This window comes from Janthinobacterium sp. HH104 (assembly GCF_001758715.1).
Classification (GTDB): Bacteria; Pseudomonadota; Gammaproteobacteria; order Burkholderiales; family Burkholderiaceae_D; genus Janthinobacterium; species Janthinobacterium aestuarii.
The window spans coordinates 1-25,143 of sequence record NZ_LRIB01000041.1 but is presented as its reverse complement, the minus strand read 5'-3'; the positions used below and the strand labels follow the sequence as shown (position 1 = coordinate 25,143).

23 protein-coding genes and 2 tRNA genes are annotated in these 25,143 nt (G+C 61.4%); 17 read left to right on the top strand and 8 right to left on the bottom strand.

The window, feature by feature from the left end:
- On the bottom strand, nucleotides 1-1,134 hold the full coding sequence (locus JAB6_RS18690; protein WP_070304045.1) for a GNAT family N-acetyltransferase: 1,134 nt from the start codon (nucleotides 1,132-1,134) through the stop codon (nucleotides 1-3).
- Between the two features lie 94 nt (nucleotides 1,135-1,228).
- Between JAB6_RS18690 and JAB6_RS18685 the strand changes: the two genes are divergently transcribed.
- Nucleotides 1,229-2,845: an NAD+ synthase gene (locus JAB6_RS18685; RefSeq protein ID WP_070304044.1), complete on the top strand. Its 1,617-nt coding sequence runs from the start codon at nucleotides 1,229-1,231 to the stop codon at nucleotides 2,843-2,845.
- Nucleotides 2,846-2,886: 41 nt separating this feature from the next.
- On the top strand, nucleotides 2,887-3,225 hold the full coding sequence (locus JAB6_RS18680) for a P-II family nitrogen regulator (RefSeq protein WP_034758685.1): 339 nt from the start codon (nucleotides 2,887-2,889) through the stop codon (nucleotides 3,223-3,225).
- A gap of 142 nt (nucleotides 3,226-3,367) precedes the next feature.
- Here the strand turns inward: JAB6_RS18680 and JAB6_RS18675 are convergent, their stop codons facing one another.
- From JAB6_RS18675 to trxB, 3 genes are all read right to left on the bottom strand, one after another.
- Entirely contained in the window at nucleotides 3,368-3,997 is a 630-nt protein-coding gene (locus JAB6_RS18675; protein ID WP_034758680.1) for a trimeric intracellular cation channel family protein, read from the bottom strand.
- 135 nt (nucleotides 3,998-4,132) lie between these two features.
- Nucleotides 4,133-4,807 carry a Smr/MutS family protein gene (locus tag JAB6_RS18670; protein WP_070304043.1) on the bottom strand — a complete coding sequence of 225 codons (675 nt, stop codon included), beginning with the start codon at nucleotides 4,805-4,807 and terminating at the stop codon, nucleotides 4,133-4,135.
- Nucleotides 4,808-4,814: 7 nt separating this feature from the next.
- Entirely contained in the window at nucleotides 4,815-5,768 is a 954-nt protein-coding gene (gene trxB / locus JAB6_RS18665; protein WP_034758671.1) for a thioredoxin-disulfide reductase, read from the bottom strand.
- Nucleotides 5,769-5,983: 215 nt separating this feature from the next.
- On the opposite strand from trxB, the gene JAB6_RS18660 reads away from it, so the two are divergent.
- From JAB6_RS18660 to JAB6_RS18650, 3 genes are all read left to right on the top strand, one after another.
- Nucleotides 5,984-8,344, top strand: coding sequence for a DNA translocase FtsK (locus JAB6_RS18660; protein WP_070304042.1), 2,361 nt, complete (start codon nucleotides 5,984-5,986; stop codon nucleotides 8,342-8,344).
- A gap of 5 nt (nucleotides 8,345-8,349) precedes the next feature.
- Nucleotides 8,350-9,006 (top strand): outer membrane lipoprotein chaperone LolA, encoded by a 657-nt coding sequence (gene lolA / locus JAB6_RS18655; protein WP_070304041.1) that lies wholly within the window; start codon nucleotides 8,350-8,352, stop codon nucleotides 9,004-9,006.
- A 73-nt stretch (nucleotides 9,007-9,079) separates the two neighbouring features.
- Complete coding sequence (locus tag JAB6_RS18650) at nucleotides 9,080-10,387, top strand: replication-associated recombination protein A (RefSeq protein ID WP_070304040.1); 1,308 nt, start codon at nucleotides 9,080-9,082, stop codon at nucleotides 10,385-10,387.
- Between the two features lie 2 nt (nucleotides 10,388-10,389).
- Here JAB6_RS18650 and JAB6_RS18645 read toward each other — a convergent pair whose 3' ends face one another.
- Entirely contained in the window at nucleotides 10,390-11,142 is a 753-nt protein-coding gene (locus JAB6_RS18645) for an NAD(P)-dependent oxidoreductase (protein WP_070304039.1), read from the bottom strand.
- On the bottom strand, nucleotides 11,139-11,429 hold the full coding sequence (locus JAB6_RS29390; protein WP_070304038.1) for a DUF2917 domain-containing protein: 291 nt from the start codon (nucleotides 11,427-11,429) through the stop codon (nucleotides 11,139-11,141). The genes JAB6_RS18645 and JAB6_RS29390 overlap by 4 nt, the downstream gene beginning before the upstream one ends.
- 180 nt (nucleotides 11,430-11,609) lie before the next feature.
- On the opposite strand from JAB6_RS29390, the gene JAB6_RS18635 reads away from it, so the two are divergent.
- The 5 genes from JAB6_RS18635 (at nucleotide 11,610) to JAB6_RS18615 (ending at nucleotide 15,333) form a co-directional block, all read left to right on the top strand.
- A complete protein-coding gene (locus JAB6_RS18635) occupies nucleotides 11,610-13,031 on the top strand; it encodes a PLP-dependent aminotransferase family protein (protein ID WP_070304148.1) in 1,422 nt (473 codons plus the stop codon).
- A gap of 149 nt (nucleotides 13,032-13,180) precedes the next feature.
- Nucleotides 13,181-13,384: a hypothetical protein gene (locus tag JAB6_RS18630; protein WP_070304037.1), complete on the top strand. Its 204-nt coding sequence runs from the start codon at nucleotides 13,181-13,183 to the stop codon at nucleotides 13,382-13,384.
- Nucleotides 13,385-13,519: 135 nt separating this feature from the next.
- Nucleotides 13,520-14,809 carry a serine--tRNA ligase gene (gene serS, locus JAB6_RS18625; RefSeq protein WP_070304036.1) on the top strand — a complete coding sequence of 430 codons (1,290 nt, stop codon included), beginning with the start codon at nucleotides 13,520-13,522 and terminating at the stop codon, nucleotides 14,807-14,809.
- A gap of 76 nt (nucleotides 14,810-14,885) precedes the next feature.
- Nucleotides 14,886-14,975 (top strand) — tRNA-Ser (locus JAB6_RS18620).
- A 268-nt stretch (nucleotides 14,976-15,243) separates the two neighbouring features.
- Nucleotides 15,244-15,333, top strand: a tRNA-Ser gene (locus tag JAB6_RS18615).
- Between the two features lie 159 nt (nucleotides 15,334-15,492).
- On the opposite strand, the gene JAB6_RS18610 is transcribed toward JAB6_RS18615, so the two are convergent.
- Nucleotides 15,493-16,155 (bottom strand): hypothetical protein, encoded by a 663-nt coding sequence (locus JAB6_RS18610; RefSeq protein ID WP_139143437.1) that lies wholly within the window; start codon nucleotides 16,153-16,155, stop codon nucleotides 15,493-15,495.
- Nucleotides 16,156-16,284: 129 nt separating this feature from the next.
- On the opposite strand from JAB6_RS18610, the gene hisC reads away from it, so the two are divergent.
- Nucleotides 16,285-17,343, top strand: a complete 1,059-nt coding sequence (hisC, locus tag JAB6_RS18605; RefSeq protein ID WP_070304034.1) for a histidinol-phosphate transaminase — start codon at nucleotides 16,285-16,287, stop codon at nucleotides 17,341-17,343.
- Between the two features lie 48 nt (nucleotides 17,344-17,391).
- Here hisC and JAB6_RS18600 read toward each other — a convergent pair whose 3' ends face one another.
- Nucleotides 17,392-18,045: an FxDxF family PEP-CTERM protein gene (locus JAB6_RS18600; protein WP_254671686.1), complete on the bottom strand. Its 654-nt coding sequence runs from the start codon at nucleotides 18,043-18,045 to the stop codon at nucleotides 17,392-17,394.
- Nucleotides 18,046-18,304: 259 nt separating this feature from the next.
- On the opposite strand from JAB6_RS18600, the gene JAB6_RS18595 reads away from it, so the two are divergent.
- The 6 genes from JAB6_RS18595 to xsc all read left to right on the top strand — a co-directional run.
- Complete coding sequence (locus JAB6_RS18595; protein ID WP_070304032.1) at nucleotides 18,305-19,174, top strand: NAD(P)-dependent oxidoreductase; 870 nt, start codon at nucleotides 18,305-18,307, stop codon at nucleotides 19,172-19,174.
- 205 nt (nucleotides 19,175-19,379) lie between these two features.
- A complete protein-coding gene (locus tag JAB6_RS18590) occupies nucleotides 19,380-20,444 on the top strand; it encodes a YeiH family protein (RefSeq protein ID WP_083292802.1) in 1,065 nt (354 codons plus the stop codon).
- 16 nt (nucleotides 20,445-20,460) lie between these two features.
- Nucleotides 20,461-21,810 carry a D-amino acid dehydrogenase gene (locus tag JAB6_RS18585; protein ID WP_083292800.1) on the top strand — a complete coding sequence of 450 codons (1,350 nt, stop codon included), beginning with the start codon at nucleotides 20,461-20,463 and terminating at the stop codon, nucleotides 21,808-21,810.
- 29 nt (nucleotides 21,811-21,839) lie between these two features.
- Nucleotides 21,840-22,655, top strand: a complete 816-nt coding sequence (locus JAB6_RS18580) for a thiazole synthase (RefSeq protein WP_034758622.1) — start codon at nucleotides 21,840-21,842, stop codon at nucleotides 22,653-22,655.
- A 70-nt stretch (nucleotides 22,656-22,725) separates the two neighbouring features.
- Nucleotides 22,726-23,736, top strand: coding sequence for a porin (locus JAB6_RS18575; protein WP_070304031.1), 1,011 nt, complete (start codon nucleotides 22,726-22,728; stop codon nucleotides 23,734-23,736).
- Between the two features lie 226 nt (nucleotides 23,737-23,962).
- Nucleotides 23,963-25,143, top strand: a 1,181-nt coding sequence (gene xsc, locus JAB6_RS18570) for a sulfoacetaldehyde acetyltransferase (protein ID WP_070304030.1), incomplete at its 3' end; no start/stop codon positions are given.

Below are 25,143 nucleotides of genomic sequence, written 5' to 3'. Positions count from 1 at the left end.
TTATGCGCGAAACGGACTGTGTTCGTTCAACTCGTCGAGGTAGGCATCGATGCCGCCCCGTTCACGTTCGAGGAAGCGCTGCACGGCGTCGGCAAAGGCCGGGTGCGCCAGCCAGTGGGCGGACCACGTCTTTTGCGGCAGGAAACCGCGTGCCATCTTGTGCTCGCCCTGGGCGCCCCCTTCGAAGGTGGCGATGCCGTTGGCGATGCAAAATTCCAGCGGCTGGTAGTACGCCGTCTCGAAATGCAGACAGGGCACGTGCTCGAGCGCGCCCCAGTAGCGGCCATATAGGGTGTCAGCCGTGTGGATCACCAGCGAGGCGGCAATGGCCCGGTCTTCGCGCTCGGCGATCACCAATAGAATGTTTTCCGGCATGCTGGCGCCCAGGCGCTTGAAGAAGTCCAGCGACAGATAGGGCGAGGAGCGGTGTTCCGCATAGGTATTGCTGTAGCAGCGGTGGAACAGTTTCCAGTCGGCGTCCGTGGCGTTCGCTCCGCGCACCTGGCGCAGGGTGACGCCCGCTTCCCGCGCCTTGCGCCGCTCGGCGCGGATATTCTTGCGCTTCTTGTGCTCGAGGGTGGCGAGGAATTGCTCGAAATCCGTGTAGCCGGGATTGAGCCAGTGAAACTGCACGCCACTACGCATCAGGTAGCCAGCTTGCTCCAACTGGCGCGCTTCGCTTTCCGGCGGGAACAGGATGTGGCAGGACGACACGTCGGCCGCTTGCTGCTGCGCCTGCAGAAAGGCCAGCAGGGCAGCGCGGGCCTGACCATCGCGGGCCAGCAGGCGTGTGCCGCTGACGGGTGTAAACGGTATCGCGGACAACAGTTTCGGGTAATATTCAAGGCCATGTTGCCGATAGGCGTCGGCCCAGGCCCAGTCGAACACGTATTCGCCATACGAGTGCATTTTGAGGTACAGGGGCAGGGCGGCGGCCAAGGTTTCGCCTTGCCACAGCACCAGGTAATTCGGCTGCCAGCCCGTGTCCGCGCTGGCGCAGCCGGACTCGTGCAGCGCGTGCAAGAAGGCGTAGGAAAGGAAGGGATTGGCGTCCGCCTGGCGTGCCAGCAGTTCAGACCAGGCCGCTTCGCCAATTTCAGCCAGGGTAGTGACGATAGCCGTGCGATAATTCATTGTTGTAGTGTGCATTCATCACTCTCGGGGCGCCGCCACCGGCCTGCGCGCCCCTGTCTTGTTTAATAGAACGAAAATATCCATCATCATCATCATGACAGTCAAAGTCGCAATTGCTCAAATGAATAGTACGGTCGGCGATCTAGCCGGCAACCGTGCCAAGATCTTCGACCTTTCCCGCCGCGCCTTTGAAGCGGGCGCCGATATCGTGCTCACGCCGGAACTGTCGCTGGTCGGCTATCCACCCGAGGACTTATTGCTGCGCAATGCATTCTACGCAAAAACGCAGGAAGCGTTTGCGGGACTGGCTGCCGACCTGGCCCAGTTCAAGGATCTGCACGTGGTGGTGGGCTTGCCCCTGCAAGACGAGAAGGGCGTGCGCCACAATGCCGCCTCCGTGCTGCTGAACGGCGAAGTGCTGGGCACCTACCGCAAGCATGATTTGCCGAACACGACCGTATTCGATGAAAAGCGTTACTTCACGTCGTCGGACCAGGCTTTCGTGTTTGGCGTGAAGGGCGTGCGTTTCGGCATCAATATTTGCGAAGACACGTGGTTCGAGCACGCGCCGATGCGCGCCCGCGCGGCCGGCGCGCAAGTGCTGCTGGTGCCGAACGGCTCGCCCTACCACATGAACAAGCAGCATCTGCGCTATGACACCATGCGCAGGAACGTCAGCGCGCAAGGCATGGCCCTGGTCTACGCCAACCTGGTCGGCGGCCAGGATGAACTGATTTTCGACGGCGACTCCTTCGTGATGGATGCGGCCGGCACGATGTGCGCCCAGCTGCGTCACTTCGAGGAAGACTTGCAGCTGGTCGAATTCGACGGCGCCACGCCCGTGCCGCAGCCGCTGGCCGCGCCGTTGACGACCGAGGCGCAGGTGTACCAGGCGCTGGTGCTGGGCGTGCGCGACTATATCGGCAAGAACGGTTTCCCTGGCGTGCTGATCGGCATGTCGGGCGGCGTCGATTCCGCCCTGACCCTGGCGATTGCCGTCGATGCGCTTGGCGCCGACAAGGTGCGCGCCGTCATGATGCCATCGCAATTTACGGCCGATATCTCGTGGATCGATTCGCGCGACATGGTAAAACGCCTCAATGTGCGCTACGATGAAATTCCGATCAAGCACACCTTCGACGCCTTCCGCGCCACCTTGGCTGACGAGTTCGCCGGACTGGCGGAAGACGCGACGGAAGAAAACATCCAGGCGCGTATCCGCGGCACCTTGCTGATGGCCCTGTCGAACAAGCATGGCAGCATCGTGCTAACGACGGGCAACAAGAGCGAGATGGCGGTCGGTTATTGCACTTTGTACGGCGACATGGCGGGCGGCTTTGCCGTGATCAAGGATATCGCCAAGACCCTCGTCTACCGGCTGTGCGCGTACCGCAACAGCGTGTCGGACGTGATACCCGAGCGCATCCTGACGCGCGGACCGTCGGCTGAATTGCGCGCCGACCAGCTGGACCAGGATTCCTTGCCGCCATACGACGTACTCGACGGCATCATGCAGCTGTACATGGAAGAAAACCGGCCGATCGCCGAGATTATCGAGGCTGGCTACCCGCCGGCCGACGTGGCGAAAATCACGCGCCTGATCAAGATCAATGAATACAAGCGGCGCCAGTCGCCGGTAGGCATCCGCGTCACGCACCGTGGCTTTGGCCGCGACTGGCGCTACCCGATCACGTCGAAGTTTTACGAATAAGCAGCCATCTGTCCACAATCTAACAATTTTAAGGAGTAGCCATGAAACAGATTACCGCCATCATCAAACCATTCAAGCTCGACGAAGTGCGCGAAGCGCTGGCCGACGTGAACGTGACGGGCTTGACCGTGACGGAAGTGAAGGGCTTTGGCCGCCAGAAGGGCCATACCGAGCTGTACCGTGGTGCCGAGTACGTGGTCGACTTCCTGCCGAAGGTCAAAGTCGAAGTGGTGGTGGACGACAGCGTGTCGGAACTGGTGGTCGACGCCATCATCAAGGCAGCCCGCACAGGCAAGATCGGCGATGGCAAGATTTTCGTGCGCGACGTGGAGCAGGTGATACGCATCCGTACGGGTGAAACCGGCCCGGACGCGGTGTAAGTCTGGCCAACAATGGTGTCGGATTACGGTCCTCCGGACCTGATCCGACCTACGCGTAGCAATGGGTGTCGTGCCGTAGGTCGGCTTAGCGCACCAGCGCGTAAGCCGACATGCGCCGCCAACAACGTTGCCGGTTGACGTATCAGCGCCCCAGCCGCATATCGAATTTCCAGCAAATCAGGCGCAGAATCGTGATGCCGCTGGCGCTGGTCCACAGCGCGAAGTCGTGCTCGGCGCCGAAGTGCATCTGCAGCAGATAAGCCCAGCAGCCGAAGAACGCGCAGATCGCGTACGGTTTTCCGTCGCGAAATACCATCGGCACTTCGTTGCAGACGATGTCGCGCATCACGCCGCCAAAAATCCCCGTAATCACCCCCATCATCGACGCGATGAAGAGCGGCATGCCGGCGCGCGTCGCTTCGGCCACGCCCGCGATGGCGAACATGCCCAGGCCGATGGCGTCGGCGATGACGATCAGGCGTTCCGAGACGATCTGGCGCAAGTGCTGGATCAAGGGCGCGGCCGTCAGGGCCAGCACGAAGATGAGAATCGCGTATTCCTGGTGCGAGACCCAGAACAATGGCCGCTTGTCGAGCAGGATGTCGCGCAAAGTGCCCCCGCCAAATGCCGTGATGAAGGCCACCACGAATACGCCGACCAGGTCCATGCGCTTGCGGCGCGCTTCGATGAAGCCGGAAAACGCGCCCACCAGGATGGCGATGACCTCAATGATCTTGATCAGCGAGCCAGGCGGCAATTGGGGTGGCATCATGGGTGGAGCGCGTGCACGAGACGCTAAGCAGGAAATAATTGTCACAGGTTAACATGACACGGCCCCGAATGGTGACAAACGGGGCCGTGCGCATGAGCTAACTTGTTACTGAATTGTAATTTCTTGCTGCGGTGCTTAGCGGATGGGCTGCAGGGCGGAAGAAAGCAATACGACCAGCGCGCCATCGCCCCCTTCAGAGCGGCGCGCCTGGCAAAAGGCGATGACTTCATCCTTTTGCACGAGCCAGCTGTGCACCATCGATTTCAAGACCGGTTCCTGGCCTTTCGAGCCGAAACCCTTGCCGTGGATCACGCGCACGCAGCGCAGCTTGCGCCGCGTGGCCTGGTTCAAAAAGGCGCCGATGCCGTCGCGCGCCTCGTCGCGGCGCAAGCCGTGCAAGTCCAGCTCATCCTGGATGGGCCAGTGGCCCTTGCGCATCTTTTTCACCACGTCCGCTCCCACGCCGGGGCGGGCGTAGTTCAGGGCCGGATCGTTTTCCAGGTAATGGTCGACTTCGAACAAATCCGACAGCGACTCGCGCAGCACGGCCGCATCGTCCTCTTCCGGAGACAACTTGCGCGCCGGCTGCTGGGCCGCCATGGCGCCCGCCTTGGGCAGGCTGGGCACGTAGCGGTCCGACTCGGGCAGGCGCTTGACGCCGCCGATGCTGGCCTTGAACAGATTGCTCTCCACGGCCTGCACCTTGACTTGCTTGACGCGCTCCGCTTCAGCCTGGGCGCGCGCGTCGGCCTGCTCCTTGAGCTGCTTGCTGACCGCTTTCAGGTCGGCAAAGTCTTTCATCGACGCCATGCGACGCTTACTCCTGGCCTTCCAGGTAGCGCTGGGCGTCCAGTGCTGCCATGCAACCCGTGCCGGCGCTGGTGATGGCCTGGCGGTAGATGTGGTCTTGCACGTCGCCGGCGGCAAACACGCCCGGTGCGCTGGTGGCGGTGGCCATGCCTTCCAAGCCCGTCTTGGTCTTGATGTAGCCGTTGTGCATGTCCAGCTGGCCTTCGAAGATGCCCGTGTTCGGCTTGTGGCCGATGGCGATGAACACGCCATGCACGCTCAAGGCTTCGACCTTGCCGTCGATGGTCGACTTGATGTTCAGACCCGTCACGCCGCCTTCGTTGCCCGTCACTTCGTCCAGAGTGTGGTTATATTTCAACACAATCTTGCCTTCGGCAACCTTGGCGTTCAGGCGGTCGATCAAGATCGCTTCCGCGCGGAACTTGTCGCGGCGGTGGATCAGCGTGACTTTATTGGCGATGTTCGACAGGTACAGCGCTTCTTCGACGGCCGTGTTGCCACCGCCGACGACGGCCACTTCCTGGTTGCGGTAGAAGAAACCATCGCAGGTGGCGCAGGCGGACACGCCCTTGCCCATGAATTCCGCTTCCGATGGCAGGCCCAGGTATTGCGCGGATGCGCCCGTGGCGATGATCAGCGTGTCGCACGTGTATTCGTGGCTGTCGCCCTTCAGGCGGATCGGTTTTTCATTCAGGAAAGTGGTGTGGATGTGGTCAAACACGATTTCCGTATTGAAACGCTCGGCGTGCTGCAGCAAGCGCTGCATCAGGTCCGGGCCTTGCACGCCCATCGGGTCGCCAGGCCAGTTTTCCACGTCGGTGGTGGTCATCAACTGGCCGCCTTGTTCCACGCCGGTGACCAGCATCGGGTTCAGGTTGGCGCGGGCGGCGTAGACGGCGGCGCTGTAGCCGGCTGGGCCGGAGCCGAGGATCAAAACGCGGGCGTGTTTGGTAGTGGTCATGGGAGGCTTCTCTATGAGTGGGGTCTATCCGAATTGGGGGCATACGCGCGAAGAACAAGGGCGTATTGCGCTTGCGCAAGCAATCCACGATTATAGACCAAGCCGCCTGTAGCGACGAATCGTGGGGCCGTCCGGGGCATATATGGCTTAGAATACTTCCTTATTATGGGAAATTCCCTTTCAGAAACATTTTTCACCTTGCAGCGCTTCCCAGAATGACTAAACCAGCCCAGGCCAATCAAAATAGCTACACCCGAAAACCGGTCGAACGCCGCCCGCTGCCCAACCGGCTGGTGCGGCTGCTGTCCGAGGCGCGCTGGTTCGCGCTGGCCGCGTTTGCCTTGTATTTCGTGCTGATCCTGGCCAGCTTCAACAAGCTCGACCCCGGCTGGTCGCACGCCACCAATGTCGACAAGGTGGCCAACCTGGGCGGCAAGCTCGGTGCGACCTTTTCCGATTTGCTGCTGTATATCTTCGGCTTTTCCGCCTGGTGGTGGTGCGTGTGGCTGCTGCGCACGGTATGGCATGGCTATCGCCGCCTGAGTAAGCGCTTCCTGCTGGAAGAGGAAGAGGTGGAGCGCGAGCACCATGTCGAGATGCTGATTCGCATCGTCGGCTTCTCCATCATGCTGATCGGCAGCATGGGACTCGAATACTTGCGCATGGCAAAAAGCTTGCACGTGCAGCTGCCGCGCGATCCGGGCGGCGTGCTGGGCCAATTGGTCGGGCACTCGGCCCACGTGGCCTTTGGCTTTACGGGCGCGACCTTGCTGCTGTTGCTGCTGTTCGGCCTCGGTTTCAGTTTGTTCTTCCACGTATCCTGGCTGCAAGTGGCCGAACGCATCGGTGGCGCCATCGAAGACGCCGTCAACTGGTTCGTACTGCGCTACCAGGACCGCGAAGACCGCCGCCAGGGCGAAGTGGCCGCCGTGCGCCGCGACGAAGTGGTGGTGATCGAGCGTGCCAAGCATGTAGAGAAACACGTGGCCGCGCCGCCCGTGAAGATCGAGCCGCAGGTGGTGACGGTGGTGAAATCGGAGCGCGTGGAAAAGGAGCGCCAGGCCCATCTGTTCGAGAACCTGGGCGATGGCAAGCTGCCGCCGCTGTCCTTGCTCGATGAAGCGCCGCCCGTGGTGGAAACGGTTTCCGTGGAAACGCTGGAATTCACGAGCCGCCTGATCGAAAAGAAATTGTCCGACTTTGGCGTGGATGCCAAGGTAGTGGCCGCTTACCCCGGCCCTGTCGTCACGCGCTATGAAATCGAGCCGGCCACGGGTGTCAAAGGCAGCCAGATCGTGGGTCTGGCGCGCGACCTGGCCCGTTCGCTGTCGCTGACTTCCATCCGCGTAGTGGAAACCATTCCAGGCAAGAATTACATGGCGCTGGAACTGCCGAACACCAAGCGCCAGATCGTGCGCCTGACGGAAATCCTCGGCTCCAAGGTCTACAACGATGGCGTGTCCAGCCTGACGATTGCGCTGGGCAAGGATATCGCGGGTAAACCCGTCGTGGCCGATCTGGCGAAAATGCCCCACTTGCTGGTGGCCGGTACGACCGGTTCCGGTAAATCCGTGGGCATCAATGCGACGATTCTCTCGCTGCTGTACAAATCCGACCCGCTCGACGTGCGCCTGATTCTGATCGATCCGAAGATGCTGGAAATGTCCGTCTACGAAGGCATTCCGCACTTGCTGGCGCCCGTCGTCACCGACATGCGCCAGGCTGGCCACGCGCTGAACTGGGCCGTGAACGAGATGGAGCGCCGCTACAAGCTGATGAGCAAGATGGGCGTGCGTAATCTGGCTGGCTACAACGCGAAGATTGCCGACGCGAAAAAGCGCGAAGAACACATCCCGAATCCGTTCAGCCTGACGCCGGACTCGCCGGAGCCGCTGGAAAAACTGCCGACCATCGTCATCATCATCGACGAGCTGGCCGACTTGATGATGGTGGTGGGTAAAAAAGTCGAGGAATTGATCGCGCGTATCGCGCAAAAGGCGCGCGCCGCCGGCTTGCACTTGATTCTGGCCACACAGCGCCCATCTGTAGACGTGATCACGGGCTTGATCAAGGCGAACATCCCCACGCGTATCGCCTTCCAGGTATCGTCGAAGATCGACTCGCGCACCATTCTCGACCAGATGGGCGCGGAAACCCTGCTGGGCATGGGCGACATGCTGTACATGCCGCCCGGCACTGGTTTGCCGATGCGCGTGCACGGCGCGTTCGTGTCCGATGAAGAAGTCCATCGCGTTGTCAGCCATCTCAAGCTGCAGGGCGAACCGAATTACATCGAGGGCATCCTCGAAGGCGGCACCCTGGAAGGCGACGGCGCTGAAGGCGGCGTGCCTGGCGAGGGCGGCGGCGAGGCCGATGCCCTGTACGACCAGGCGGTGGCGGTGGTGCTGAAAAACCGCCGCGCCTCGATTTCGCTGGTGCAGCGTCATTTGCGCATCGGCTACAACCGCGCCGCCCGTCTGCTCGAGCAGATGGAGCAGAGCGGGGTGGTATCAACCATGCAATCCAATGGCAACAGGGAAATCCTGGTGCCGGCGGCCAGTAGTGAACAAGGGTAAACAGAATGAAGAACACGACTTTCGCAGCAAAAATGATGATCGGCGCGGCCAGCGTTGCCTGCAGCCTGCTGTTTGCGGCCAGCGCCTCGGCCAGCGCGCTTGAGCAATTCAAGAGCTTTGCGGCCGGCACCAAGTCGGCCAAGGGCGAGTTCGTGCAGCGCCAGGTCAAGAAGGCTGACGCCGGCGGCAAGGCGAAAGTGTCGACGCCGGCCAGCGGCACGTTCGAGTTTGCCCGCCCAGGCAAGTTCATCTGGACCTATCTGAAGCCGTACGAGCAGCTGCTGCAAGCCGATGGCGACAAGCTGTACATCTACGACAAGGACTTGAGCCAGGTGACGGTCAAGAAACTGGGCGACGCGCTCGGTTCCTCGCCAGCGGCGATTTTGTTCGGCAGCAACGACCTGGAAAAGAACTTTACCCTGGCAGAAGCGGGTACGCGCGATGGCCTGGAATGGCTGAAAGCGACACCGAAAGCCAAGGACACAACGTTCGACGAAATCACCATCGGCCTGCGCAATGGCGTGCCGGAAGCGATGGAGTTGCGCGATTCGTTCGGGCAGACGTCGGTGCTGGCGTTCAAGAACTTCCAGAAAAATCCGGCCTTATCTGCCAATCACTTTAAATTTGTCATGCCCAAGGGCGCCGACGTCATCAACAATTAAGACTGTCGCGCCTTGCGTATGAGCCAGCCTCGCAGCAATGCGGGGCTTTTGCATTCTTATTAGGTAACTCAATATGGCGGATCTCTTTTCCACCGCACCGCGCCAGCCCTTGGCCGAAGCCTTGCGGCCGGCTACCCTGAATGAAGTCATCGGCCAGACGCATCTGCTGGGCGTGGGCAAGCCGCTGCGCCTCGCGTTCGAGGCGGGCAAGGCCCATTCGATGATCTTATGGGGGCCGCCCGGCGTGGGCAAGACGACCCTGGCACGGCTGATGGCGAACGCCTTCGACAGCGAATTCATCGCCCTGTCGGCCGTGTTTGCTGGGGTAAAAGATATCCGCGCGGCCATGGATCAGGCACGCCACAGCCTGGACCAGTTCGGCAAGCACACCTTGTTGTTCGTCGACGAGATCCACAGGTTCAATAAATCGCAACAGGATGCCTTGCTGCCGTTTGTCGAATCGGGCCTGGTGACGTTTATTGGCGCCACCACCGAAAACCCCAGCTTCGAAGTGAACTCGGCGTTGCTGTCGCGCGCGCAAGTGTATGTGTTGAAATCGCTCAACGAAGACGAGATGAAGCAGCTGCTGGCCAAGGCGCAAAGCACGGCGCTGACGCACCTGACGTTTGACGAGGCGGCCGCCGACACCCTGATCGGCTATGCGGATGGCGATGCGCGGCGTTTCCTGAATTTGCTGGAACAGGCCGAGACGGCCGCCAGCTCGACGGGCACGACCAAGATCGACGCGGCCTTCGTCGACAATGCGCTGACCCTCAATTCGCGCCGCTTCGACAAGGGTGGCGACAATTTCTATGACCAGATTTCCGCGCTGCATAAGTCCGTGCGTGGCTCCAACCCCGATGCTGCCCTGTACTGGTTTTGCCGCATGATCGACGGCGGCGCCGACCCGCGCTATTTGTCGCGGCGCATCGTACGCATGGCCTGGGAAGACATCGGCCTGGCCGACCCCCGTGCCTTGACAATGGTCAATGATGCGGCCGAAACGTATGAGCGCCTCGGTTCGCCCGAAGGCGAACTGGCCTTGGGCCAGGCGGTCATCTACCTGGCGATTGCAGCGAAAAGCAATGCCGGCTACAACGCGTTCAATACGGCCATGGCGTTTGTCAAGAAAGACAAGTCGAAGGAAGTGCCCGTGCACTTGCGTAATGCGCCGACGAAGCTGATGAAGGAACTCGGTTACGGCCACGCCTACCGCTACGCGCACGACGAGCCCGATGCGTATGCGGCCGGTGAAACCTATTTTCCGGACGGCATGGCCGAACCGGGCTGGTACCAGCCCGTGCCGCGCGGCCTGGAAAGCAAGATAGCCGATAAATTGGCCTGGCTGCGCGAGCTGGACAGAAAAGCAGGGAAGGGCTGAGGCTACAGTCCCAGGAGGGTAAAACCGTCATCCTGCGGCGCATAGCCCACCAGCTGGCGCGTCGCTGCGATCGACAAGCGTTTATAGCGGTTGTCCGACACCCCATGCACGACGTGGTAGCCGGCCGGCACGTCCGCCGTCACGCAGCCGGCCAGCAGTTGCACCACGTCGCGTTCGCTGATGAAGGCGGCGATGTCGCGCGCGCTGTGTTGCTGGCCTTGTTCAAACTGCGCCACATTGGCGATGCGCACGGCGATCGTCGTCATGCCATGCTGGTGCGCAAAGGCCGAGGCCACGCCTTCGCCAAACGCCTTGCTGGCGCCATACATGTTGGCGGGCCGGGCCGGCATGTGCTCTTGCACTTGCACGTCGAGCGGATAGCCTTCGATGGCTTGCGCGCTGCTGGCAAGCACGACTCTTTTCACTCCCTGTTCCTGTGCCGCGCGGAAGATATTGTGCGTGCCGACAATGTTCGGCTGCAGCAATTGCGCATCGAAATCGGCGCTCGCGTGCGGCACGCCGGCCAGGTGCAGCACCACATCGATATCGGCACAGGCGGCCAGGCAGGCGGCATAGTCGGCCACGTCAAGCTGAATGGATGGGCAGGGCGCTTCGGCCAGCTTGCCTGTGTGCAGGTCGGCCAGGCGCAGGGAGAATTCCCCGTGCTGGCTCTTCCAGAAAGCGGTGCCGATGATGCCGGCGGCGCCCGTGACGAGGACGCGCAGTGGAGTTTGATGTGGTGTTGCTTGGTTCATGTATTCCTTGTGATCGGTGTGTGAGGCAGTGCCAGGTTCAGCCAGCGCAGCAGGGCGGGGCGCGGTGCGGCCGTCCCATGCACACGGATGTGCCCGCTATCCACGGCTTCGACGAGCACCAGGCCGTCGTTCGGTATCGTATAGCGTTCGCCGCTGCGCAGCACGCAATCGTCGAACTGGGCGTAGGCCGTGATCCACGCCGTGCCGGACAGGCATTCGATGACCCTGGCGTGCGCTTTTTCCAGGCGCAAAGGCCGTTCGCTGCGTAATTCGTGGTCGGTATGCATGGCATCGCTCCTGTTGTGCTGACAGGAACAGCTTAGGCCCTTGCCGTGAACCATGACAGATGCAGGAAAACGAAATTGTGATGCATACAGTGTCCCTTGTCGTACACTGTGCTTGTCAAAAAACTCGGCAACTGTATCTGTGCCGGCCACGCACGCCAGCCGCATACTGAAGGGATGAACATGAGCGCGCATTTGAATCTGTACGAGCACCTGGCCAACGAACTGGGCGCCCTGATCGACTCGCGCGTGTTCGCGCCCGGCGACCGCCTGCCGTCGATCCGCCACCTGGCGCAGCAAAAGCGCATCTCCGTCAGCACGGTGATGCAAGCCTTGCGCCTGATGGAGGACCGGGGGCAGGTCGATGCGCGGCCCCAGTCCGGCTATTTCGTGCGCCACCGCGCGCCGCGCCGGCCGTGCAGCGCGGACGCCCAGCACTTGAAGGAACCGGCCTTTGTCGGCATCAACAACCTGTTGATGCGCGTGCTGAAGGAAAACGAGGCGCCCGATATCGTGCAGCTGGGCACGGCTTGGCCGCCCGACGAGATCCTGCCCATCAAACGCATGCAGCGCACCATCAGCGCCGTGGCGCGGCGCGAGCCTGCTTTATTGAGCAAGGTCAGCTGCTACGACGTCAGCGAAAGCAATTTCCTGCGCCAGGTGACGCGCCGGGCGCTGGACTGGGGCAAGCTGGACCCGCACGAGATCGTCGTGACGAATTCCTGCACGGAAGCGATCAGCCTGTGCCTGCGCGCCGTCGCCAAGCCCGGCGACACGATTGCCATCGAGTCGGCCACGTATTTCGTGCTGCTGCAGATGATCGAAAGCCTGGGCATGAAGGCGCTGGAAATTCCCACCGACCCGAAGACGGGGCCGTCGCTCGATGCGCTCGAGCTGGCCCTGCGCGCCGGCCTCGTGCAAGCGTGTCTGTTCGTGCCGAACGCAAATAACCCGCTCGGTTGCGTGATGCCGGAAGAAAACAAGAAGCGGCTGGCGGGGCTGCTGTCGGAATTCAATATTCCGCTGGTGGAAGATGATGTATACGGCGACCTGTGCTTTGCGCCGCAGCGGCCGTGGCCCGTGAAAGCTTACGACACGAGCGGCAATGTGCTGCTGTGCTCCTCGTTTTCCAAGGCCATCACGCCCGCGTCGCGCGTCGGCTACGTGCTGGCCGGCCGTTTCGCGCAGGAAGTGGCCTTGCTGAAAACCGTGTCGAGCGGCGCCACGAGCCATTTCTTCCAGGCTGTGCTGGCCGACTTTTTGGAAGGCAGCAGCTACGACCAGCAATTGCGCAAGATGCGGCGCACCCTGGTGCAGCGCATCGCCCGGATGTCCGACGCCGTGGCGGCCAGCTTTCCGGCGGACTGCATGCTGTCCGAGCCGCAGGGCGGTTTCGTGCTGTGGGTGCAGATGTCGCCGCAAATCGACGCGCTGGCCTTGCATGGCCCAGCCATCGCGGAAGGCGTGGCGTACATGCCTGGCCAGCTGTTCTCGGCCTCGGGCAAGTTCGGCAATTATCTGCGCCTCAACTGCGGCAATCCGTGGACGCCGCGCATCGAGCAGGCTATCAGCCGCCTTGGTCGCCTCGTCAAGGAAGCCCTGTAACTATTCTGCGCGCTTCAATCCCCGTTTTTCACCGTTCGCTCCCTGTTTTTCGCCGCTGGTCGCAAGCCGGTGGCCTTGTTCGCGGCCGTTGGCTAAAGTACCACCATACCAGCAGCAGTCAACGAAACAAACTAACCAGGAGTCACATCATGAACGCACTGAAAAACATGGAAATCACCTTTGTCGCCGCCGCCATCATCGCCATCGGCGCCAGCTTCGCCACCGCCGGCGCGAACACTCTGGAAGTGAGCGCCAGCAGCACCGTGATCGCCCAGGCTGCCGACAGCACGATGCCTGTCGTCACCGTCAGCGCCCGCCGCTTGAGCGCCGCCGAAAAAGCCGCCTTTATCTAAGCGCTGGATGTGAAGCGGGCGCGAGTGCCCAGCCATGCCGCCATGACGATGGCCGGCCATGTGCAAAACTCATAAAGAACTGAACGGGTCTTGGTACAATGAGTGCTTTCGATACATCGGCACCGCCATCCACCCATGATAGATATCCAACTTCTCCGTAAAGACATCGCCACCGTCGCAGAACGCCTGGCGACGCGCAAATTCCAGCTCGACGTGGCAGGTTTTACCGCCCTCGAAGCCGAACGCAAGGCGATCCAGACGCGCACCGAAGAGCTGCAGGGCAAGCGCAATGCGCTGTCCAAGCAAATCGGCATGCTGAAAGGCAAGGGGGAAGACACCTCGGCCGTGATGGCGCAAGTGGCCGGCCTGGGCGATGAGCTGAAAGCCGATGAAGCGGCCTTGACCGTGGTGCAAGCCAAGCTGAGCGACTTCATCATGGCCGTGCCGAATTTGCCGCACGAATCGTCGCCTGTGGGCACGGACGAGTCGGGCAACGTGGAAGTGCGCAAGGTCGGCACGCCACGCAGCTTCGATTTCGAGGTCAAGGATCACGTCGACGTGGGCGGCCCGCTGGGCCTCGACTTCGAAGTGGCCACCAAGCTGACCGGTTCGCGCTTCTCCGTCATGAAAGGCGGCATTGCCCGTCTGCACCGCGCGCTGGCGCAATTCATGCTCAACACCCACGTGGACGAGCACGGCTACACGGAATGCTATACGCCGTACATGGTCAACGCCGATTCCTTGCGCGGCACGGGCCAGCTGCCGAAATTCGAAGCCGATCTGTTCTCGGTGAAAAAAGGCGGCGCGGAAGGCGAGGGCGAGACCTTCTACCTGATCCCGACGTCGGAAGTATCGCTGACGAATATCGCGCGCGATGAAATCCTCGCGCTCGATCAATTGCCGCTGAAAATGACGGCCCACACGCCATGCTTCCGTTCGGAAGCGGGCAGCTATGGCCGCGACACGCGCGGCATGATCCGCCAGCATCAGTTCGATAAAGTCGAAATGGTGCAAGTGGTGCATCCGGACACCTCGTACCAGGTGCTCGATGAAATGGTCGGCCACGCGGAAACGATTCTGCAACGCCTGGGCCTGCCATACCGAGTGATGTCGCTGTGCACGGGCGACATGGGTTTCGGCGCCACCAAGACCTTCGACCTGGAAGTGTGGCTGCCGGCGCAAAACACCTACCGCGAAATCTCGTCCCTGTCGAACTGCGAAGCCTTCCAGTCCCGTCGCATGCAAGCGCGTTTCCGCAACGCCGCCGGCAAGCCGGAACTGGCGCACACCCTGAACGGCTCCGGCCTGGCAGTGGGCCGCACTTTGGTCGCCGTGCTGGAAAATTACCAGCAGGCAGACGGCAGCGTCGAGATCCCGGCCGTGCTGCGCCCGTACATGGGCGGCCTGACGCATCTGAAGGCCTAAAATAGTCCTTTTCTTTTCGCTGCGGGCTGCTATAATCTTGCCTTCTCGCAGCAATGCGGGAAAGACCGCAGCAAATGGAGAGGTGGCAGAGTGGTCGAATGTACTTGACTCGAAATCAAGCGTACGTTAAATCGTACCGTGGGTTCGAATCCCACCCTCTCCGCCAGAACAAATAGAGAAAGCTCCCGCAAGGGAGCTTTTTTTATTTGTGGCGGCGGAAAGGAGTACGCCCCCTGCGGGGCGTACGCGTGGGATTCGAAGCCCCGCGCATATTTACGCGGGGCTCTCCGAATCGTCAAATTGGTTTTGGTTCTAAATGCCAGCCCTCAGTTGCAAATCACCAATAAACCCCTACCCAACCCAACAACACCCATGCTAAAATAGCGCCTCGTTCAAACCGGCACGCCAGTTTGAATGAATAGACCGCAGTAAACGGAGAGGTGGCAGAGTGGTCGAATGTACTTGACTCGAAATCAAGCGTACGTTAAATCGTACCGTGGGTTCGAATCCCACCCTCTCCGCCAGAATACATAAGAGAAGCTCCCGCAAGGGAGCTTTTTTTATTAGTGATGCAAAAAAGCCTGCGACGTATCAATGCAGGTAGAAAAACCGCCCAAAGCGCGCAGCGCAAGGCGTTTTTTCCTCCATTCAGCTTTGAATGCCAGCACCCCCACCAACGCAAGCTAGTGCACCAGCCGCGCCACCGCAAACGCTACACCTGCCAGCGCAATCATCGTCCCCACGCACGACAGGATGACAGTCGACTTCGCCTCAGCCACATCAGATCTGGTCGCATAATTGGAGCGCACCACCGCCAAGTCCAGTTTCAAGCTGCTGACATCCGTCGTGAGGACAGTGACATCCGTTTTCAGGCCGGCGACATCCGTTTTCAGGTCTGCCACATCCACCTTGAGGCCAGCCACATCCGTTTTCAGACCGGCCACATCCACCTTGATGCCAGCCACATCCACCTTCAAATCAGCAACGTCCAGCTTCACACCAGCCATGTCTTTTCCCAGTGTGTTGACCTGCTCGTCCATGGTGCAATCCTCCATGCTTTTCACTCGATGCTCCTCGCATTTTTCACCCCTGTCAAACAGTGTCCCGAGGGTATCGTGCATGGCCTTGCTATTCCTCGCCAAGCGTTGCGCCAGTGCCATCGCGCGTTGCAGGTCGGCCATTCCTTCGCCCTGTAGCTGGTCTGTTGCAGTCTGCAATTCGGCAGCGATTTGTTCGCTGAGGCTGGCGGCAACCTGCAGCCATGCATTGATCTTGCGCTGGCGTGTCTGTCGCTCCAGCGCGTCAGGCCGCAGCCACGGATCGCTCAGTTTGTGCATGCTATTCATGCTGCGTCCTCTTCAGCTTCGGCCGATGCCGATGCCGTCCACGCTACCCCTCGCCGTCGCCACCCACCTTGACCCCGCTCAGCCTATGGTAATCTACCCCCTCCCATCCCGACCCCACCAATAAAAGCAATGAGCCGATTCTGGAGCAACATCGTCAGCGAGCTGACCCCCTATATCCCTGGCGAGCAACCGAAACTGCCCGACCTGGTCAAACTCAACACCAACGAAAACCCCTACGGTCCATCGCCGCACGTCCTGGTCGCGCTGCGCGAAGCAACTGAAGACAGCCTGCGCCTCTACCCCGATCCCACGGCCAGCGAACTGAAGCAAACCCTGGCCGGCTATCACGGCTTGAACAGCGCGCAAGTGTTCGTCGGCAACGGTTCCGATGAAGTGCTGGCGCTGGCCTTCATGGCCTTGCTCAAGCACGATGCGCCGCTGCTGTTTCCGGACATCAGCTACAGCTTCTACCCCGTGTATTGCAAGCTGTACGGTATCGATTACCGCACGGTAGCACTCGACGATGCCATGCGCATCCGCCCGGAAGACTACCAAGGGCCGTGCGGCGCCATCATCTTCCCGAATCCCAACGCGCCGACGGGTGTGGACTTGCCGCTGGCCGATGTGGAAACCTTGCTGCGCGACCATCCCGACGCCGTGGTGGTGGTCGATGAAGCGTATGTGGATTTCGGCGGCGAGAGCGCCGTGGCCCTGGTCGAACGGTATCCGAATTTGCTGGTGGTGCAGACGTTCTCGAAATCGCGCTCGCTGGCCGGCTTGCGCGTCGGCTGTGCCTTCGGGCATCCTGATCTGATCGAGGCACTGGAAAGGGTGAAGAACAGTTTCAACTCGTATCCGCTGGATCGGCTGGCGCTGGCCGGTGCCGTTGCGTCGCTGCACGACGAAGCGTATTTCCAGCAAACGCGCCAGGCCGTGATCGCCAGCCGCGAACAGCTGACGGCGGATCTGGCGGCGCTGGGTTTCGAGGTGCTGCCGTCGGTGGCCAACTTTGTCTTTGCGCGCCACCCGCAGCATGACGCGGCGCAACTGGCGGCGGGCTTGCGCGCCCGTTCCGTGATCGTGCGCCATTTCAATGCACCGCGTATCAATCAGTATTTGCGCATCAGCATCGGCAACGTGGGCGAGTGCGCGGCCTTGATGGCGGCCTTGCGCGAGATATTGTCGTGATGGCAGGCCTGATACGGCTGCCGGCAGCCGTATCAGGTGCCACTTTGCTTACTGCTGGCTGGCCCGGCGGCGGCGCGCCATGAAGCCCAGCAAGCCCAGGCCGCCCAGCAGCATGCCGTAGGTGGCTGGCTCCGGTACGGCCGACACGGACAGATTATTGATGGTCGGCCAGATGCCGATCTGTCCGGCCGTGCTGACGGCCAGGTCCGAGAAGGCGCCCGTCGACAGGAAGCCGACAAACGATGCCTGTGTCGGCAATACCAGTTCGTAGGTGAGCAGCTCGCCCAGCGCATTGCGCGCGGTCAGCGTGATGCTCTGGGCACTGGCATATTCGCCGGAAAAGTTCGATCCGAAGAAGAATCCCCCCACACCGCGTACGGCACTGGAAAAGTTGGAGAACACCACGCTGTCGTCACGGTTATTGGTGCTCAGCCAGTTGTCGCTGCCCGTGCCTGCGCCGTACAGGATGGGCGAGACGCCAACGCTGCTTGCCGTGTAGGCATAGCTGCCGGCGCTGCGGAACAGCGGACCATCGAGTGCATCGATGGGCAAATCATCAAAGGTATCGACGCCGGTATTGCCGGCCGCTGCCAGATAGGCGGACTGGCTGGTAAAGACCGTGATGTCGGCGTGTGCGGCGCTGGCGGCGAACAGCAGGGCGGCGGCGCTGATGATTTTCATGCGGGTGAGTGAGGTTTGCAAGATCGACTCCTTAACGAGGGTTGGGAAAAGGATGTGGCAAAAAGTTTCCTTATTTATAATGCCAGTTCAATGTAATATTAAATAGAAAAAAATACAACATAAATTATTTATGATAATTTTGATCTTGCATATGTAAATCGCTGATGTTTGCCAATTGCTAATGCCTGGCGGTCTGAGTTGGCGCCTGGCGGCACGATGCTGCTGGCGCGGGCCATTTGTGCAACAATAATCGGATTCACACATCGACAGGACGGACAATATGGCAAAAGTGGCATTCATCGGTTTGGGCGTCATGGGTTTCCCTATGGCAGGTCACCTGGCGGCGGGCGGGCACGACGTCACCGTGTACAACCGCAATCCGGCCCGTGCGGCCGCTTGGCTGGAGCAATACAAGGGCAGCAGCGCCGCCACACCGGCCGCCGCCGCTGCGGGCGCCGAGTTCGTCTTCACCTGCATCGGCAACGATAACGACCTGTATCAAGTGATCCTGGAAGAGGGCGGCCTGCTGTCCGCCATGGCGCCGGGCAGCATCCTGATCGACCATACGACGGCCTCGGCCGAGGCGGCGCGCACCATCCACGCGGCGGCAAAAGAAAAGGGCGTGTTCTTCCTCGACGCGCCCGTGTCCGGCGGCCAGGCTGGCGCGGAAAACGGCAAGCTGACCGTGATGGTGGGCGGCGACGCGGAAGCGTATGCACGTGCCGAGCCCGTCATCGCGCTGTTCTCGCGCGCCGTCACCTATATGGGCGCCTCCGGTTCGGGCCAGCTGACAAAAATGGTCAACCAGATCTGCATCGCCGGTCTCGTGCAAGCCTTGAGCGAAGGCATCGCCTTTGCGGAAAACGCTGGCCTCGACGCGGCGCTGGTGGTCGACGTGATTTCCAAGGGCGCGGCGCAGTCGTGGCAGCTGGAAAACCGGGGCAAGACCATGATCGAACGCAAGTTCGACTTCGGTTTCGCCGTCGACCTGATGCGCAAGGACCTTGGCATCTGCCTCGCTGAAGCCAAGCGCAACGGCAGCGACTTGCCCGTGACGACCTTGACGGACCAGTTCTATGGCGAAGTGCAGCAGGCGGGCGGTAACCGTTACGACACGTCCAGCCTGATTACCCGCTTGAACAAAAAGTAAAATTTAACTCGTCAGTAGCGAGCGGCGCGTCCCTGCAAAGGGCCGCGCCGCTTGTCGTTTACGGTGCTGACATCATTAAAACGTCAGTTTCCGGAACATCTGGTTTCGATTTTCATGGAAAAGCATGGACTTCGTGAGCTCATCGTGTATTATTAAAAAACGAGATGAAATGTCCCAATTTTTAAAACATTATGAGTGGACCCGCATGAAAATCAACTCCTCAGCGATAACACGCGTTGTCGACAAGAATATCCCCTACCTGTCTTCCGCCGTTGCCATCTGGCGTCCCCGCGCCGTGCTGCGCAGCTGGCCCGGCGTGGCCATCGCACTGGTGATCGCCCTGTCGGCCACCTTTATTTCCAGCAATTACGGGGGCCCGCAACTGCTGTACGCGCTGTTCTTCGGCCTGGCTTTTCACTTCCTCGCGTCGGACCCCACCTGCAAGCCCGGCATCGAGTTTTGCAGCAAGGTGCTGCTGCGCACGGGCGTGGCCCTGCTGGGCGCGCGCATCACCTTCAACCAGATCGCCTCGGTCGGTGTGACGCCGTTGCTGATCGTCGTCGGCGGCCTGGTGGCCACTTTGGGCTTTGGCTATCTGCTGGCCAAGTGGCTGAAACGCCCCATCACGGAAGGGATATTGTCCGGCGGCTCGGTCGCCATCTGCGGCGCGTCGGCCGCGCTGGCCATTTCCGCCGTGCTGCCGCAAACCAAGGAAAACGAAAAATTCACTTTGCTGACGGTGGTGGGCGTGACGACCCTGTCGACCCTGGCCATGATCGTCTACCCGCTGCTGGTCAAGCTGCTGGGCTTTGACCCGACCGAGGCGGGCGTGTTCATCGGCGGCACCATCCATGACGTGGCGCAAGTGGTGGGCGCCGGCTACCTGGTCAGCAACCATACGGGCGACGTCGCCACCTTCGTCAAACTGACGCGCGTGGCTTGCCTCGTGCCTGTCGTGCTGGGCCTGTCGATCATGTTCAAGCGCAAGGAAGGCAAAAGCGAAGTCGATGCGCCGCCGCTCGTGCCCTTCTTCCTGATCGGCTTTGTCTGGCTCGTCATTACCAACAGCCTGGGCCTGATTCCGCAGGAAGTGAATGGCTGGATCAACAATGCCTCGCGCGCCTGCCTCGTCATCGCCATCGCCGCGCTGGGCGTCAAAACGTCGTTCCAGTCGTTGGCCTCGCTGGGCTGGCGTCCCGTGATCATGCTGGTGATGGAAACCGTGTGGATCGCCGCCTTTGTCGCCATCGCCGTCCTGCTGACCCGTTAAGCGAGCCGGGCCCGCCATGAAGATCCTTGTCCTCGGCGCCGGCGTGGTCGGCACGGCATCGGCCTGGTACTTGCGCCAGGCGGGCCACGATGTGCGCGTGCTCGAGCGCCAGGCGGGCGCCGCGCAGGAAACGAGCTTCGGCAATGGCGGGCAGATTTCCGTCTCGCATGCGGAACCGTGGGCGAATCCCGCCACCCTGCGCAAAGTCTTGACCTGGTTGGGCAAGGACGATGCGCCGCTGCTGTTCCGTCCCCGCCTCGATACGCTGCAATGGCAGTGGGCGCTGCATTATCTGCGCGAATGCCTGCCATCGCGGGTGTCGCGCAATATGCGCCAGATCGTCGCGCTGGCCGAGTACAGCCGCCAGAGTCTGCAAGCCCTCCGGCGCGAAACGGGCATCGCGTATGACCACCTCGAGCGGGGGATATTGCATTTCTATACGGACCAGCAGGAGTTCGATAAATCGCAGTCGGGCGCCGCGCTCTTGCGCGAGCTGGGCTGCCCGCGCAACACGGTCAGCGCCGATGAAGTCATCCATATCGAGCCGGCCCTGGCCCATGCCCGCCAGCACATCGTCGGCGGCGATTTTACGGCCAGCGACGAGTCGGGCGATGTGCATTTGTTTACCACGGCCTTGGCCGCCCGCGCGGCCGCAGCCGGCGTGGATTTTCAGTACGGCACGACGGTGACGCGCTTGCTGGCGGATGGCGAACGCATCACGGGCGTGGAATGCATCGATGCGCAAGGCCGCCACCGCCTGGAATACGCGGATGCCGTGGTGGTGGCCATGGGCAGTTTTTCCGCGCCATTGCTGCAGCCGCTCGGCATCCGCCTGATGCTGTATCCGGGCAAAGGGTATTCCGCTACCTATCCGATACGCGACCCCGCCAGCGCACCGACCGTCTCGCTGACGGACGATGGGCACAAACTGGTGTTTTCGCGCCTGGACGAGCGCCTGCGTGTGGCGGGCACGTGCGAACTGAACGGCTACACGCGAGAACTGAACCCCGTGCGTTGCGCCGCCATCACGCGCAGAGTGCAGGCGCTGTTCCCTGATGCCTGCGATTACAGCGACCCCGTCTACTGGGCCGGCTTGCGCCCGCTCACGCCATCGAACGTGCCGTATATCGGTACGACGCGCTACCGCCAGCTGTTCCTCAACACGGGCCACGGCACCCTGGGCTGGACCATGGGCTGCGGCGCGGGCAGGGCGATCGCCGATCTTGTGTCGGGGCGGCGGCCGGAAGTCGATTTTGCGTTTTGCGGGCAACGTTTGGCACCGCAGTCTGCGGCAGAGGCATTCCGGGGTCAGACCCGCCGGGGAAATGTACCCCAATGGGGCACATTTCAATCCCGACGGGACTGACCCCAGCTTTAACTTAGGAGAGCACCACGATGAGAGACGACGCCACCCCCAGCCAACCACCGGCCGGGCTGACCCTGGCCGGCACCACTTACCAGTCGCGCCTGCTGGTGGGCACGGGTAAATACAAGGATTTCGAGGAAACGCGCCTAGCCATCGAAGAGAGCGGCGCCGAGATTGTCACCGTCACCATCCGGCGCGTGAATATCGGCCAGGAAAAGGGCGAGCCGAACTTGCTCGATTTCATACCGCCATCGAAATACACGATCTTGCCCAACACGGGCGGCTGCTACAACGCGCGCGACGCCGTCTACACCTTGCAACTGGCGCGCGAGCTGCTGGGCGGGCACCAGCTGTGCAAGCTGGAAGTGCTCGGCGATGAAAAGACCCTGTTCCCGAACATGCCGGAAACATTGAAGGCGGCGCAGGAACTGGTGCGCGACGGCTTCCAGGTGATGGTGTATTGCAGCGACGACCCCATCCAGGCGCGCATGCTGGAAGACATCGGCTGCATCGCCGTCATGCCGCTGGCGTCCCTGATCGGCTCGGGCATGGGCATTCTGAATCCGTGGAATCTGTCGCTGATCATCGAGCAAGCCAGGGTCCCCGTGCTGGTCGACGCCGGTGTCGGCACGGCGTCGGACGCGGCCATCGCCATGGAACTCGGTTGCGACGGCATCCTGATGAATACCGCCATCGCGGCGGCGCGCGAACCGGTACGCATGGCGCGCGCCATGAAACTGGCAGTGCAGGGCGGACGCGAGGCCTATCTGGCCGGACGCATGCCCCGGAGAGCAGGCGTCATGAGCGCCTCGCCCTCGTCGCCGATGGCCGGGCTGATCGCCTGAGCCCGATTTGTAGCAAGGTAGTTGACTATCGTTTCAAGCGTTTATAAAAACCACAATACCTGGAGATGACATGAAACACACACTCGTAGCGGCAGCCATCCTGGCCTCCTCCTTCGCCGGCAGCGCCAGCGCCCAATCGTCCGTCACCGTGTACGGCTTGCTCGACGCGGGCCTGACGTCCGAACACGGCGGCGCGGAAGGCTCCGTCACCAAGCTGGCTACCGGCGTGCAATCGGGCAGCCGCATCGGCTTCAAGGGCACGGAAGACCTGGGCAACAACCTGAAAGCCAATTTCGTGCTGGAAAATGGCCTCGACGTGGATACGGGCGCCAACCGTCAGGGCGCCCTGTTCGGGCGCAAGGCTTACGTGGGCCTGTCGGGCGGCTTCGGCGCCGTGAACCTGGGCTTGCAGCACAACCCGCTGTTTACCGCGCTGGACAATATCGACCCCTTCGAGACGGGCATGACGGGCGCCTCGATCAACCTGATGAGCGTGGCCAGCCTGCGCACGAAAAACTCGATCATGTACGAGACGCCAAAGGTGAACGGCTTGTCGGCCGCCATCATGTATGGCCTCGGCGAAAAGCCGGACAGCAACACCCTGGGCCGCACCATCGACTTTTCCATCGATTACGCCAACGGCCCGCTGGTGCTGACCCTGGCCCACGACAACCGCAAGGACACGCCGCTGAACACGGCCAAGGTCACCTTGCTGGGCGGCACCTACGACTTCGGCCCGGCCAAGCTGCACGCCGCGTATGAGACGGACAAGGATGACGCGGGCACGGATTTCCGCAGCTACATGCTGGGCGCATCGGCCCCCGTGGGCGCGGCGGGCAGCGTGATGGCGTCCTACATCAAGAAGGATGACCGCACGAATGCGCGCCGCGGCGGGCGCCAGCTGGCCATCGGCTACACCTATGCCTTGTCCAAGCGCACGAATCTGTACACCTCGTACGGGCGCATCAACAACGATGGCGCGGGCACCAATTTTGTCGGCGACGCATCGAGCGGCGGCAGCGTGCCCTTGCCTGGGCATAACTCGAGCGCCTTTACGGCCGGCATGCGTTTGAAGTTCTAAGACGCGGCGCAGGACGAAGCAATGGCGGGCTGTCTGTTGCGGACAGCCCGCCATTGTTGTTTCAGGGGTGGCTCAAAGTCACGGATTCCGGATTCAGGAATGAAACAGTCCGATTTTTCATGAATTTTCATTGACAGCGCATTTCGCAACCGTTAAATTGAACACGTATTTCAAATATCGGAACAAAATATACCGATTTTTTATAAAACCGTAAGGAGACTGAGCCATGACCGATTTGTCCGACCAAAAAGCCGCCGCAGCCGCGATACCTGTTGGCCCGCAAAAAATGACGCCTTCCGAAGCGTTCGTGGAAACCCTGGCCGCCAATGGCGTGACCGACATGTTCGGCATCATGGGCTCGGCCTTCATGGACCCGATGGACATTTTTGCGCCCGCCGGCATCCGCCTGATTCCTGTCGTGCACGAGCAGGGCGCCGGCCACATGGCCGACGGTTACGCCCGCGTCTCGGGCCGCCATGGCGTCGTCATCGGCCAGAACGGTCCCGGCATCAGTAATTGCGTGACAGCCATCGCCGCCGCCTACTGGGCGCACACCCCGGTCGTGATCATCACGCCGGAAACGGGCACCATGAGCATGGGCCTGGGCGGCTTCCAGGAAGCGAACCAGTTGCCGATGTTCGAGGAATTCACCAAGTATCAGGGCCACGTCACCAACCCTGCCCGCATGGCGGAATTCACGGGCCGCTGCTTTGACCGCGCGATGTCCGAAATGGGTCCGACGCAACTGAACATCCCGCGCGACTATTTTTATGGCGAAATCAAGGCCGAGATTCCGAAACCGAACCGCCTGGACCGTGGCGCCGGCGGCGAACAAAGCCTCAACGATGCGGCCGAACTGCTGGCGAAAGCCAAGTTCCCCGTGATTATCTCGGGCGGCGGCGTCGTCATGGGCGAAGCCATCGAGGAATGCAAGGCCCTGGCCGAGCGCCTGGGCGCCCCCGTCGTCAACAGCTACCTGCACAACGACTCCTTCCCCGCCAGCCATCCGCTGTGGTGCGGTCCGCTTGGTTATCAAGGTTCGAAAGCTGCCATGAAACTGATCGCCAAGGCCGACGTCGTCGTCGCTTTAGGCTCGCGCCTGGGCCCGTTCGGCACCTTGCCGCAGCACGGCATGGATTACTGGCCAAAGAACGCGAAGATCATCCAGATCGACGCGGACAACAAGATGCTGGGCCTGGTCAAAAAGATTTCGGTGGGCATCTGCGGCGACGCCAAGGCGGCCGCGAAAGCCATCCTGTCCCGCCTGGACGGCAAGAGCCTCGATTGCGACGCCACGCGCGACGAGCGCTATGCCACCGTGCAAGCCGAGAAGGCGGCCTGGGAAGAGGAGCTGACGAACTGGACGCACGAAAAAGATGCGTACAGCCTGGACATGATCGAAGAGCA

What these genes read in the sequence shown, in the direction of transcription:
- JAB6_RS18590 (WP_083292802.1), top strand. Translation starts at nt 19,380, where the DNA reads ATGAAAATCAACTCCTCAGCGATAACACGCGTTGTCGACAAGAATATC.
- JAB6_RS18645 (WP_070304039.1), bottom strand. Translation starts at nt 11,142, where the DNA reads ATGAACCAAGCAACACCACATCAAACTCCACTGCGCGTCCTCGTCACG.
- JAB6_RS18630 (WP_070304037.1), top strand. Translation starts at nt 13,181, where the DNA reads ATGAACGCACTGAAAAACATGGAAATCACCTTTGTCGCCGCCGCCATC.
- serS (WP_070304036.1), top strand. Translation starts at nt 13,520, where the DNA reads ATGATAGATATCCAACTTCTCCGTAAAGACATCGCCACCGTCGCAGAA.
- JAB6_RS18610 (WP_139143437.1), bottom strand. Translation starts at nt 16,155, where the DNA reads ATGAATAGCATGCACAAACTGAGCGATCCGTGGCTGCGGCCTGACGCG.
- JAB6_RS18690 (WP_070304045.1), bottom strand. Translation starts at nt 1,134, where the DNA reads ATGAATTATCGCACGGCTATCGTCACTACCCTGGCTGAAATTGGCGAA.
- JAB6_RS18580 (WP_034758622.1), top strand. Translation starts at nt 21,840, where the DNA reads ATGAGAGACGACGCCACCCCCAGCCAACCACCGGCCGGGCTGACCCTG.
- JAB6_RS18585 (WP_083292800.1), top strand. Translation starts at nt 20,461, where the DNA reads ATGAAGATCCTTGTCCTCGGCGCCGGCGTGGTCGGCACGGCATCGGCC.
- JAB6_RS18635 (WP_070304148.1), top strand. Translation starts at nt 11,610, where the DNA reads ATGAGCGCGCATTTGAATCTGTACGAGCACCTGGCCAACGAACTGGGC.
- lolA (WP_070304041.1), top strand. Translation starts at nt 8,350, where the DNA reads ATGAAGAACACGACTTTCGCAGCAAAAATGATGATCGGCGCGGCCAGC.
- JAB6_RS29390 (WP_070304038.1), bottom strand. Translation starts at nt 11,429, where the DNA reads ATGCATACCGACCACGAATTACGCAGCGAACGGCCTTTGCGCCTGGAA.
- JAB6_RS18575 (WP_070304031.1), top strand. Translation starts at nt 22,726, where the DNA reads ATGAAACACACACTCGTAGCGGCAGCCATCCTGGCCTCCTCCTTCGCC.
- JAB6_RS18660 (WP_070304042.1), top strand. Translation starts at nt 5,984, where the DNA reads ATGACTAAACCAGCCCAGGCCAATCAAAATAGCTACACCCGAAAACCG.
- JAB6_RS18650 (WP_070304040.1), top strand. Translation starts at nt 9,080, where the DNA reads ATGGCGGATCTCTTTTCCACCGCACCGCGCCAGCCCTTGGCCGAAGCC.
- JAB6_RS18685 (WP_070304044.1), top strand. Translation starts at nt 1,229, where the DNA reads ATGACAGTCAAAGTCGCAATTGCTCAAATGAATAGTACGGTCGGCGAT.
- JAB6_RS18675 (WP_034758680.1), bottom strand. Translation starts at nt 3,997, where the DNA reads ATGATGCCACCCCAATTGCCGCCTGGCTCGCTGATCAAGATCATTGAG.
- JAB6_RS18595 (WP_070304032.1), top strand. Translation starts at nt 18,305, where the DNA reads ATGGCAAAAGTGGCATTCATCGGTTTGGGCGTCATGGGTTTCCCTATG.
- JAB6_RS18680 (WP_034758685.1), top strand. Translation starts at nt 2,887, where the DNA reads ATGAAACAGATTACCGCCATCATCAAACCATTCAAGCTCGACGAAGTG.
- JAB6_RS18670 (WP_070304043.1), bottom strand. Translation starts at nt 4,807, where the DNA reads ATGGCGTCGATGAAAGACTTTGCCGACCTGAAAGCGGTCAGCAAGCAG.
- trxB (WP_034758671.1), bottom strand. Translation starts at nt 5,768, where the DNA reads ATGACCACTACCAAACACGCCCGCGTTTTGATCCTCGGCTCCGGCCCA.
- hisC (WP_070304034.1), top strand. Translation starts at nt 16,285, where the DNA reads ATGAGCCGATTCTGGAGCAACATCGTCAGCGAGCTGACCCCCTATATC.